The sequence below is a fragment of the Enterococcus spodopteracolus genome (assembly GCF_030441955.1).
Taxonomy (GTDB): Bacteria; Bacillota; Bacilli; order Lactobacillales; family Enterococcaceae; genus Enterococcus_B; species Enterococcus_B spodopteracolus.
On record NZ_JARJHD010000005.1, the window covers coordinates 24828 to 37961 of the forward strand.

Sequence of the window (13134 nt, forward strand, 5' to 3'; positions counted from 1 at the left end):
TTCTATTATTAAGGTTTAACGAATACTTGCATCGACTGTTTCTGTCAACGCCTTTTCAACCTTGCTCATTGCTTGGTTGATTTCTTCATCTGTCAACGTTGCTTCGGGATTTTCAAAGCTTAACGTATAGGCGACTGATTTATGCCCTGCTTCAATATTTGCTCCTTGATAGACATCGAATAGTTCAACATTTGTCAAGAATCGGCCAGCAGCTGCTTGGATCGTGCGAACGATCTCATGGTTCGTCACTTGTTCAGCTACTAACATGGCAATGTCACGCGTCACACTTGGGAATTTTGTGACTGATCGGAAAGTGATGCCTTTTTGTGATGCTTCCACGACTGTGGCTAAATCAAACTCTGCCACATACGTTTCTGGAATATCGTAAGCTTTAGCAGTCATAGGATGCACTTGACCAACAAACCCGATCATTGTTTCCCCTAAATAAATGGCCGCCGTTCGACCGGGATGAAGTTCATCAATCGTTGTCAACGCTTGATAACTGATTTCCTCTTTGATGGAAAGGTGTTCGAATACATTTTCTAATATTCCTTTTACTGTAAAGAAATCAACCGCTTGTGGCTTACTTTGCCAACTTTTCTCTTCCCATGCGCCAGACACCGCAAGAGCTACGTGAGTGACTTCTTGTGGTAGATGAGTCAATGGATTGTTTTCTTGATAGAAGACGCGACCTACTTCATAAAATGCGACATCTGCATTTTTACGTGCCGTGTTATATTGGACGTTATCCAATAGTCCACTGATCAGGTTCATACGTAAGACAGAACGGTCTTCACTCATCGGCCAATCCAAGCGAGTGATGGCTGTTTCTTTCAAAGCGAATTGACGTGATTTATCTTCCGTTGTCAATGCATAACTGATGGCTTCAGTTAGACCACTGCCTTCAAGTAATGTACGGATCTTTCGGGTTGTCGCTTGTTCTTGTGTCAAACTACCTGCAACTGTTTCGCCGCTTGGTAACGTTGAAGGTAAACGATCATACCCATAAATACGTGCCACTTCTTCAATGATGTCTGCTTCGATCTGGATATCCCAACGTCTTGGAGGTACAACAACAGTATAAGTTTCTCCATCGACTTGATAGCCGAATCCTAACGCTTCAAAGATCTCACTTACTTCAGTGACATTTAAGGTTGTGCCAAGGTACTGGTTGATGCGGTTCAATGTGATCTGTACTTTGACTTCTTTTGCTTGATACTCAGAACCTTTGACCGCTCCTTGTAACACTTCTCCTCCTGCTAAAGCAACGATCATCGCCGCTGCAACATCGCTTGCTTTACCGACGGTTCCTTTATTGATGCCTTTTTCAAAGCGCGCAGATGATTCACTACGTAAATTGAAACGTTTTGCTGTGCGGCGAATCGAGATGGGATCGAATAAAGCGGATTCTAACGCAACGGTTGTCGTTGTTTCCGTAATCTCTGAGTCTTGTCCGCCCATTACTCCAGCTAAGGCGACTGGCACTTGCCCATTGGTGATAACTAAGTCTTCTGAGGTCAATGTGCGCGTTTCACCATCCAACGTCACGATGTTCTCTTCTTCTGCTGCATGACGCACCACAATTTCTTCTGAACCTAACTTATCATAGTCAAATGCATGTAACGGTTGACCGAACAATAATAAGATATAGTTTGTGATATCAACAACGTTATTGATTGGTCGGATTCCTTCATTCATCAAGATATTTTGTAGCCATTGTGGACTCGGTTGGATCTTGACGTTTTCAATGATGCGGATTTGGTATGCTGGTACCAATTCTTCATCTTCTACTTTTACCGCAATTTTTTCTGAAGCTTTACGTTCAACTTCTACTAACTTTTCATCATTGAATGTTGGTTTTTGGCGGTAGATCGCGCCAACTTCATATGCCACACCTCTCATTGATAACGCATCGGCACGGTTAGGTGTGATCGATAGTTCGATGATGGCATCGTCCATATCTAGATAAGAAAAGACTGGTTCTCCATTGACCGCTTCTTGTGGCAAATAGTAGATACCTTCTGAATATTCTTTCGGTACGACGCTGTCAGAATAACCGATTTCTTGTAAGGCACAGATCATCCCATTCGAGACTTGTCCACGCATCTTGCCTTTTTTGATTTTGACATTGCCCGCAATCCGTGAATTTGGTAAAGCCACGATGACTTTGATTCCTGCTTTGACATTTGGTGCGCCACAAACGATTTGTGATAATTCTTCTTCGCCGATGTCGACTTGACAGATCGATAGATGATCCGAATCAGGATGTGGAATACATTCCTTCACTTCTCCGACAACGATTTTCTTCAAGCCTTCTTCAGGTACTGTTACACCTTCGACTTCGATTCCTGTAACTGACATTTTGTCTGCAAGTTCTTGCGGTGTCACATGTGATAAATCAACGTATTGATTCAGCCATTTATATGATACTAACATTCTTTTACTCCCCCTTGAACTGACTTAAGAAGCGCAAGTCATTTTGATAGAAATTACGAATATCGTTGACCCCATAACGTAACATTGCGACACGATCTGGGCCAAGTCCAAAAGCAAATCCGGAGTATTCTTCAGGATCGATCCCTGACATTTCCAAGACATTTGGATGAACCATACCAGCACCTAAGATCTCGATCCAACCTGTGTGTTTGCAGACGTTACAGCCTGAACCACCGCATTTGAAACAGCTGACATCGACTTCAACAGATGGTTCTGTAAATGGGAAGTAGCTTGGGCGTAAACGGATTTGGCGATCTTCACCAAACATTTTCTTCATCACGACTTCAAGTGTTCCTTTTAGATCACCCATCGTCACGTTCTTGTCGATCACCAATCCTTCGATTTGATGGAATTGATGGCTGTGTGTTGCATCATCAGTATCACGTCGGAAAACTTTTCCTGGTGAGATCATGCGTAGCGCACCTTTTGAAAAATCATGTTTTTCCATGGTACGTGCTTGGACAGGCGACGTATGCGTACGGATCAAGATTTCTTCTGAGATATAGAAAGTATCTTGCATATCACGTGCCGGATGGTCTTTTGGTAAATTCATTCGTTCAAAGTTATAGTGGTCTGACTCGACTTCATATCCTTCAACGATTTGATACCCCATGCCGACAAAAATATCTTCGATTTCTTCCATGATCTGCGTCAAGATATGGCGTGTACCTTGTTTGACTGAGCTACCTGGCAGCGTGACATCGATTGTTTCTTTCTCTAATGCTTCATTCATTGCAGCGGTTTCCAAGACTGCTTTTCTTTCTTCGATTTCTTGTGTCAATAGATCACGGATCTCATTGGCAAAGCTTCCCACTTTCGGACGCTCTTCGGCACTTAGATCTTTCATTCCACGTAAGACCTCAGTGATCGGTCCTTTTTTCCCTAATGTTTCGACACGGATTTGATTTAGTTCTTTCAAATCCTGCGCCTGCTTGATCTTGATGATCGTTGCTTCTTTCAAGCTTTCGAGTTGTGCTTGTAAAGACATGCGATTTCCTCCTTTAAATTCAACTAAAAAAAAGACCTCATTCCTATCAAGGAACGAGGTCTTCGCGTTACCATCCTAATTTACGATCCCAACGAGATCGTACACTCATTTTAATAACGACAGACATACTGCCGGTCTGAAAAATCTCTCAGACGAACTCGGAAAGTGAACTTCATTTTTCAAACACAGGATCTGCTTTCAGTCCATGACAGATCTCCCTATACTGGTTTAGCCAAACTACTCTTTTTCGTCAACATTCTTTTTGTCTATTCAACTAAAAACTAGTGTACAAGATTTTTGATGCAAAATCAACTGCATTCTTCGGGTGTGACCCATTTCTCACTCCAAAGCTGCAACTGGACCATCGCTTTTTGTAGATCTGCCCCTTTTTCTGTCAGCATATATTCCGAACGACTGGATTCATTACACGAAAAATTACGGGTAACGATCTTTTCTTTTTCAAGCTCTTTTAATCGTTCGACCAAGACACGGTCACTGACCATCGGGATTTTTGCAGAGAGATCAACAAAGCGCTGCGGACCATTTTCGAGTAATACATCGATAATCAATCCATTCCATTTTTTCCCTAAAATCGAGAATGTTTTTTCAAATTTGGGACATAGAATGAATTCTGTCTGTGTTAGCTCCATCTTACTCACCTCTTTTTAAGAGTATAGCATATTACTTACAAAGTGTAAGTCCAGTTTGCTCACTTCTTATTGTTTATTAAGATTTATTATTTTCTTCGCCTGCAACAAAACCAAAAAGACATCCTGAATGGGTTTATTCAACGCTTCACTCAATGCACGTTGGTATAAGTTCAATTGCCCGCGGTATTTGCTGATGACCTTCGTGATTTCCTCTGGGTTTTCAGGATGTAAAATAAAATCAGTCTTGAAATCATAAAGCTGCACGTACTCCCCCAAATCAAGATATCCATCGACGATCCCATGGATCAATAATTCATCGTCTTCATTCGGGTAGTGATCAAATACCTTTTCTGCTTGTAGAAGCATTGAAAATGGTTGTTCGCGTTTCACTTTTTCTGGATGTTTGATCAGTGATTGGCCAAGGGTAGATTCATAAAACCATACGATGGAATCAATTGGTACACGTTTCGCTACTTGTTCATCGACTAAACGTTTTTTTACAAGGGTCGTTAGTTCTTTTTCGATGCTTTCTTTCGTCAACTGTTCCAATGGGAGGACTTGTAACAGAAAATGTGTCGCTGTCCCAACAGCTGTGGCAGAAACTTTGCGCTCTTTTTGTACAAAGCGTGGTTCAGCTAATTGGTCTTGCGTATACCTGAAAGGCTTGGCAAAGGCTTTTTTATCACTGCTTTCCCAAGTCAAACGTGCCTCTGGAGAGTCGTCTGGATCTTCAAATAACCGTTTGATCTCAGAAACTGATTGATAACTCGTTGTTTGTGCAGAAGCCTCATAAGGATAACTGAAGGCTAAACGTGCTTGTAGTTCGGTCGTTAATGGGGTTAGATCTCCTTTTTGTTCTTCAGCTTGCTCTCCTTTGACTGTCAATGCTTGGCGTTGTGTTAAAATCTCTTGTTGATCCATCCAGGTGATCGTAAAATCTCCCGATGAATTTTTCAGTTGTGGTAAAGGCGTGACTTCTGGAAAATATTCGGTCATTTTAGGATGACGGATCAAGCTGTACCCGATCCAATTCATCAAGCTACTCGAACTTTTCAGGCGAATCACCGGATCTAACACTACATCCGTTTGCTCATTTGCTTCTGACCAGGCTTTGAACGTGTCTTCTTTGCTTTTGTACGAACCAACAATAAACAATTTTTGCTCTGCTCTAGTCAGTCCTACGTATAATTTACGCATTTCTTCGGAAAGCAATTTCTTCTGTTTGGCTAATTTGATGGCTTGATAAGGCAATGTGTCAAACAAGACCCGCGTGTCTGGCTCCATGTAGCGCACGCCCGCACCTAGTTTTTCTTCGAAGGCATAACGATTTTTCAAGTCTTGCAGATTGAATTGCTTCGTCATATCTAATAAGAAAACGATGGGGAACTCTAATCCTTTACTTGCATGGATGGTCATGACACGAACGGCATTGTCACTAGAAGCAATCACTGGTTCCGCCAAGTCTTTGTCTTTCTCCTGCATTTTCTCAATAAATCGTACAAACTGATAGAGACCACGAAACGAACTTTGTTCATATGCTTTGGCACGATCCACTAACGCATACAAATTCGCTTGACGTTGTGCACCAGCTGGCAACCCAACGACATATTCTAAATACCCTGTTTGGTAATAGATTTCCCATAATAAGTCTGTGATCGAAGAACGACGCGCTAACTCTCGCCATTGTTCCAGTTGCTCATTGAAATGAAGCAATTTAGCCGCTAATTCATCTTGGTTATTATTTTGATAAGCTAAGACTGCATCATAGTAAGTATGCGCCTTATCGGCTAATCGGATACGTGCTAACTCTGGTTCGATCAAGCCCACGACTGGTGAACGTAACACTGAAGCTAATGGGATATCCTGATAAGGGTTGTCGATCAATTGGAGCAATGAAATCATGATCCTGATTTCTGTCGCTTGGAAATAATTTTGGGCATCATTGAGTTCCAACGGAATATCAAACGTTTTGAATACTTCTAAAATCGTCAAATTATTTTTCTTCGTTGGTGTCAATAACACGATATCTTTGAATTCGATCGGGCGCTCTTCTTGACTTTTTTTGTCGTAGATCATGAATTTTGAATCGATCAATTCACGGATTTTCAAACCAGTCATCAAGAGTTCCCCTTCTGTTTTGTCTTCCAACATCTCGTCCATCGGCAACTCGATTTCTGTCGTTTCTTGTTCCTTTTCATAGATCAAGACTTCTGGTGCAAATCGTTCATTTTCTGGAAACCCAGAAAAACCTAGAACTAGCCGAGCCGCTTCATCATAAGCGATTTGTCCAACTGCTGGGTCCATCAGCTGTTCAAAAATCAAATTAGTAAACGCTAAGACTTCTTGCCGTGAACGGAAATTCTCAGCTAAGACGATTCGTCGTCCCCCTTTTTCTTCCGAGAATTTCTCATATTTATTGATAAATAGAGTTGGATCTGCTAAACGGAAGGAGTAGATCGACTGTTTGACATCTCCCACCATAAAGAGATTGCCTCTCTCCTCATCTGGCTCTCTGACCCAATAGAGCAATTCTTCTTGCAATTGATTGACATCTTGGTACTCGTCGACCATGACTTCTTTAAACTTTTTGCGATAATAATCCGATGCTTCACTTGGTAGCCACTCTTCCTCTGTTTGTTTCGTCAATATTTGTAACGCCAAGTGTTCCAGATCATTGAAATCTAGCACGCCTTTTTCACGTTTGCGCGCACTGAAGCCTTCCATGAAAAGCTTAGTGACTTCGGTCATTTGTTCCACGAGGGGGAACGCTTTTTGGCTCAACTCTTCAATTTGTGTAGGTGAAACCGAGAAGTAGCTTTTGCCAATTTGTTGTAAGATGTTTTTAGCACGGTCTCTCAAGGTTTTTACTTCAGCAGAACGCTCTTTCAACTCTGCTTTCCGACTGCTTTTGAAGGTCGAAAACGTCAGGTTTTCTAAGGCTTGGTAAGCTTCGTCCAACTCATCACCCAGGAAACGTTCATAGATTTGTTGGATACTCGCTTGTTCTTGTGAGACTTGATCAAACATCTTTTCAAGTCCTTCTTCTTGTGCCAAAACGACCATTTCTTCGTATAGCTGCGTACAATGAAGTAAATCAGCCAAGACGAGCGGTCGGATTTGTTCTTGGTACAATGCAGAAGCTGCTAATCCCTCTTCTAGCCGATATGCTTCTGGTAAACGATTCAACCAAGCCAACGGATCAGGGTTCGCTCTGGCAAAATCATAGAGAGAAAACACGAGGCTAGTCAAACCATCATCTGAGCGATCATTTGAAAAATTCATCGTCAGCTGGAAAAAAGTTTCGCGATTTTCTGCATAAAGTTGTTCTCTGATCTCATCCCAGACATCTTCTTTCATCAAGATTGTTTCCGTTTCATCCGTCAGCATCCGAAAGACTGGATCGATATCGATCAAATAGTAATATTTTCGGATCACCGTTAAACAAAACGCATGGAGTGTCGAGATATTGGCGGTAGGTAGTAATACGAGCTGTTTCGTAAAGTGTTTTTGCCAAACTGGATCACTTTCACTATTCACTGCTTCTTGCAAGGCTACTTGGATCCGTTCCTTCATTTCTCTTGCTGCCGCTTCTGTAAAGGTCACGATCAATAACTCATCAATGTTGACACCCATTTTTAACTTTTCGATTACTCGGCGGACTAAAACAGTCGTCTTACCTGAGCCGGCAGAAGCCGAAACAAGCAGATTGTCGCCCTTGTCAAAAATCGCTTGCCATTGTTCATCGGTGAAACGTTCATTTTCCGGTTTTAAAGGAATTGATGTCACTCGTCTTCACTCCTTTTTAGTATTCTTCGCAATGCTTCATCTTTATCCAGCTTTTCTAAACGATGATAATTATTTTCTTTGAGCATGACATCAAACGTACAAATACTTCTGAACGGACAATGCTCACAAGCAATTCGTTGTTTATCTTTGTAAGCCGGATTCAGTTTGATCTCCCCTGAGGTGATTGCTTCCCCAGCTAAACGCATATTCTCACGATTATGGTTCATGAATAATTGAAGTTCTTCTTCTGTATAGAATTTTTCTTTGCTATAACTGCCTTTTTGTAACTCGTCTTTGGCATTTTTCTTCACTGGATAGATCAGTGAGCTTTCTTTCGCTTCCAATGAATGATCGAGTACTTCTAATAAGCCTGGATCATCGACAAAAACGCCATCATAGCTGAATTTCTTCAACGTGTTTTTCTCCACATTATTCGTATCCGTCAGTACTGGATTATGCACATGTAAATAATAAGAGCCTGCCGGTTTGACTGCTGCCTTACCTGTTAAACGTACAGCATCCATCAACGCAACATCGAGGTAGGTCAAAAGTTGCATCGCCATCCCATAATATGCCTCTGTCACGTCAAAGGAACGGCCACTTGATTTATAATCGACTACACTTAACCACGTATCACTTTGTTCAGTTGCCACATCGATGCGATCGATTTTTCCACGAACGTGGAGTTTCCCGCCTTTGTCTAAAGGTATTTCCAAACCTGGGATTCCTTGTGCGCCAGCAATCTGTCCGAATAAAATCTCTGTCTGTAATGGTTTCATGCCTGTATTCTTACTTTGTTTTTGTAACGCCCAAGCCACTTTTTGGATCGTTTGCCCTAATTGGTAACGAATATAGTTCATGCGGGCAGAGCTATCTAAAATCTCAAAGCGTAATTCACCAAATACTTCTTGTAAGACTTTTTCAGTAAATTCTTGTCGCTCCTTCTCCGACATTGCCACAAGTGACAGTTGATTCGAGAACAGCAATTTGAAGAAGCGATCCAATGATTCATGATAAAAGTCTCCAGTGGCAGCTGGTGTCAGTCCATATATATTACGTTCTTTCAGCTTCAAGCCAAACTGGACAAAGTATTTATATTCACAGTTATAAAAGTTTTCCATTCGTGAGATCGACGTGTAGATTTCTTTGCCATAAAGGGCTTCTGCCATCTCTTCTGATAAGGAAACTGGTACATTCAGATGATCTTGACTTTCAAAAATCGTCAATGCAAAATTTCGTTGATCCGAACGCAGAACTAACTCTTTCAGTTGTTGCCAATAAAGTGGTACTGCCTGTTTGGCTTCTTTTGCTAAACGATAGACCCGATTGATCGTATTGATCCCGCTACGATAAGTGCCAACATAACAATCTGGCTTACTCGTCAATTGCAATTGGCATTTTGGCTCGACTGGAACACCTAAGTAGTCAACGACTCGTTTCAAATACGGAGACATTTTCAAACGATTGGTATCATAGCTCTGCGCGTAGCTCAAGTACAAACGTTCCGTTCCCGAAACAAACACTAAATATGCTTGGAAAGGTTCGAAAGACATACTTTCTTTTGCTGGATCGAATAAAAACTGATCCTCGCCTAACCCTTGATTCAACGCTTCACGTTCTTCACTCGATAATAAACCTTTAGTTTCATGGCGATCTGGAAACACTTGGTCATTCAAGCCGACCGCAAATGCTACTTTTGCTTGATTGGCACGTACAAGTTCCAATCGGTTGATCCTCACTTGATCGATTGCCGTAGGAATCTTCCCATAGCTGAGATTTTCTAGACCACTCGTGATGATCTCTTGAAATAATGACCAGTCGAATGCTGTTTCTCCGTAAATTAATGAATACTCGTCCAAAAGATCCATCAAAGCACCCCAAGTTTGCTCATGGTTTCTAGCCGCAGCTAACCCCCCACGCGCCACTTCTTGGTCTCGCCAAAAAAGCAATTGTTGTTGTACGCCGCTTTCGATCAAGAAGCGATAAAACAAAGTGACTGCTTCTTGCCCTGTTTGGCATTTTTTGATGTTCTTCAGAAACACCGGCACTATGTCGCGAAAAAGTCTCCGGATCGTATTTGATTGCTCTTCTAGTTGTTTGACGTCTTCTAGCTGTTCTGCTTCAAAATCATAGGCAACAAATTGCCAATCTTTTTCGCGAAGCCAATAATTCCCTTGATAGTTGTACGCTAGTGCTACGTTTTCAGTGATATCTAAATTCGTGCGGAATTGATTTCTAAGTACTTGCCAAGTAGCCAGATCGAGCTCTTCCGCTGGGGTACCGATCGTCAACTCCGTCTTGAAGAAACGCATGATATCGTTTAGGCGGTATTGGTAACGATCTAAGGCAAACAAGCTGTTGATCCATTCAATCAATGGATGGTTTTCCATCAGTTGCTCTTCATCTAAATAAAAAGGGATCGCCATCTCTTGGAAAATTGGTCGCAATAAATTGCCATAAAGCGTCATATCCTTCGTCAATACTTGGATATCTCGATAGCGAAACCCTTCTTGACTGACCAAACGACGGATCTCCACCGCTAATTGGCGAACTTCTTCCGTTGGATTCTCCGCCTCCCACAAATGTAATGTCTCTTGCGCGCCAAGTTTCACAGGTTGGCTTTTTTGCTGGCTGGAAGTCTCTTCCCACATTTGTTGTAATGTTTGAAGTTCATTTTGATTTTTCCGATTCGGTGCATAATGATCGACAGATACAGGGACGTTCAGTTCTCTTGCTGCGTTGAGTAGTTGGAAATAGACTTTCCCTGTATTGAAAAACAACGTCAATGGATCTGGTAGATCGGATTTGTAAGGACGATCCAATAGCAAATCGACCACAAGATGCCCTTTTTCCATCATTTTTTGCAGCAATTGGTACTCTTGGGCATTGATCCGAGCGAAACCACTCACTAAGAACTTGATCTTATGATAATCTTGCGTCGCCATATAATTCGCTAACACTGTCAGGACATCTTCAGATTGTAGGGCGCGTTGGACTAATTCCTCTTCGAATGCAGAGAAAATCAGCTGTAGATCCTTCATTTTCAATTGTCGATCTTCTTCTTTTGGTGATTCTCCTGGCACAGAAGTTAACAGATCAACAGGGGAAATTTTTCCGACTTGTAGTTCGCTATATATCTCTTGTAACTGACGGATAAACCCTTTTTTGCGGATTTCTCCACGAAATATCGTTAACTCTTCTTGTTTTTTTTCTAAGATTTGGCGGAGGATCATCGCTGAACCAGATTCGGTCAATTCACTACCTGTCAGTAACGTAGTTTGTTGCAACAAGTACCAAGCCAAACGATAGAAACTGAATACTTGCATGTTGGTTGTGCTAAATGAGTTTTTTCCGCTTTTTTTGCGCATCTCAGCGAGTAATTCTTGCTCTTGTTCAAATTTATTATAGTTAGGTACAAGGAAAAATACTTGATTGTCTTCATCTTTGTCAAGCCAAGCGGCGGCTTCATCGATTAGTGCTTTGCGGTGGTCTTTTTGACCATTACCTAAAATAAATTGTAACGACACCTTATTGCCTCCTTTTCCTGGTTGATATACATCTTCATTATAACAAAGATAGCTGAACATTTGTTCTATTATCGTTTAAATTTTGGAAATAAAAAAAGCCGGAGCAGGACGACTGTCCTCTCCGACAAATGATGTAGATCCAATCAGTGGATCGAACCCATTAATTTTTTGATTGGTTCTTTGATTGCAAATAAAATCACTGCACCGACGATCGCAACGACACCAATAATCCCAAAGTAGGCAGATTCAGTGCCTGGTGTATAGAAACGAGCAATTTGTGCATTGATGGCTTGGGAAGAAGCATCTGCTAAGAACCAGATCGCAATCGTTTGCGATTCAAAGGCCCTAGGCGCCAATTTCGTCGTCACTGATAGGCCGACAGGTGATAAGCAAAGTTCAGCAATCACGATGATGAAAAAGCTACCGATCAGCCAAAGTGGACTGACTTTTCCAGCTGTTCCATATAACATCCCCGGCAACATCAATAACAGATAGGACAATCCGGCAAATAATAAACCTAGAGAGAATTTCACTACGGTTGATGGTTGACGTTTACCTAAACGTGTCCATAAAGTAACGAACACAGGTGTCAAAATAAAGATGAAAATCGGGTTTAATGATTGATACCAACTTGCTTGGATCGGAACCCCCATCAAGGTCGATTGTGTTCGTTCACTTGCAAATAGGGCAAGGATCGATGACCCTTGTTCTTGCAATGACCAAAAGATGATTGCTGCTAAGAATAACGGGATATATGCCCATACGCGTGGTTTTTCTTCCACTGAAACATCTTTTGACGTCAACATTTTGATAAAGTAATAGAGTGGTAAAACGATTCCTAAGACACTGATCGTATTAACAAAAAAATCGATCGTCAAATGTCCCGTCAGTTGCGCTCCACCAAAAATAATAGCAAATACGATCAAGGCGATCACAACATTACGGATAAATCCTTTACGTTCGCCTTGTGTCAAAGGATTTGGAGGTGTCATACCCACTCCATCCAATGTCTTACGTCCTTGGATCACATATTGCAATAACCCGAAGAACATACCGATAGCAGCTAATGAGAAACCTAAATGGTAGTTATACTCTTGACCAATCGTACCGACGATCAACGGCGCGAGCAATGCGCCTAAATTGACACCCATATAAAAGATCGAAAATCCTGCATCTCTTCGTAAATCGGTTTTCGTATATAAATGCCCGACCATTCCCGAAACGTTTGGTTTTAAGAAAGCTGTACCGATGATGATCAACGCCATCGAGATAAATAAAGTGGAGACACCAAACGGCAATGCCAAAACAACATGACCGATCATGATGAAGACCCCACCAATAAAGACGGTTTTTTTGGCTCCTAACACACGATCTGAAAACCAGCCGCCTACGATACTCGACATATAAATCAACGAACCGTAGATTGACATGATTGACAACGCTGTGGCACGAGGTAAACCAAGGCCTCCATTTGCTACCGTGTCGTACATATAATAGATCAGTAAGGCACGCATACCATAATAACTGAATCGTTCCCACATCTCTGTGAAGAACAATGTAGACAATCCCTTCGGCTGACCGAAGAACCCTTTGTCTTGTTTTTCCATATTCCCATACCCCAATTCTTTTAATTTTCAGAAAATAATACACATATTTACCGAAAATCCGTGTAAAAATATTTATTTAA

The 13134-nt window shown here is 41.6% G+C and carries 6 protein-coding genes; all 6 read right to left on the reverse strand.

Annotated features, from left to right (window positions below; genetic code table 11):
• Positions 1 to 15 precede the first annotated feature (15 nt).
• Entirely contained in the window at positions 16 to 2436 is a 2421-nt protein-coding gene (gene pheT, locus P3R27_RS08090) for a phenylalanine--tRNA ligase subunit beta (protein ID WP_034689271.1), read from the reverse strand.
• Positions 2437 to 2440: 4 nt separating this feature from the next.
• Positions 2441 to 3484, reverse strand: coding sequence for a phenylalanine--tRNA ligase subunit alpha (gene pheS / locus P3R27_RS08095; protein WP_019724055.1), 1044 nt, complete (start codon positions 3482 to 3484; stop codon positions 2441 to 2443).
• A gap of 308 nt (positions 3485 to 3792) precedes the next feature.
• A complete protein-coding gene (locus P3R27_RS08100) occupies positions 3793 to 4134 on the reverse strand; it encodes a winged helix-turn-helix transcriptional regulator (RefSeq protein ID WP_019724054.1) in 342 nt (113 codons plus the stop codon).
• Positions 4135 to 4200: 66 nt separating this feature from the next.
• Positions 4201 to 7920: a helicase-exonuclease AddAB subunit AddA gene (gene addA, locus P3R27_RS08105; protein ID WP_126134054.1), complete on the reverse strand. Its 3720-nt coding sequence runs from the start codon at positions 7918 to 7920 to the stop codon at positions 4201 to 4203.
• On the reverse strand, positions 7917 to 11447 hold the full coding sequence (locus tag P3R27_RS08110; RefSeq protein WP_034689275.1) for a PD-(D/E)XK nuclease family protein: 3531 nt from the start codon (positions 11445 to 11447) through the stop codon (positions 7917 to 7919). The genes addA and P3R27_RS08110 overlap by 4 nt, the downstream gene beginning before the upstream one ends.
• A 143-nt stretch (positions 11448 to 11590) precedes the next feature.
• Complete coding sequence (locus P3R27_RS08115; RefSeq protein WP_010735601.1) at positions 11591 to 13054, reverse strand: peptide MFS transporter; 1464 nt, start codon at positions 13052 to 13054, stop codon at positions 11591 to 11593.
• Positions 13055 to 13134: the final 80 nt, after the last annotated feature.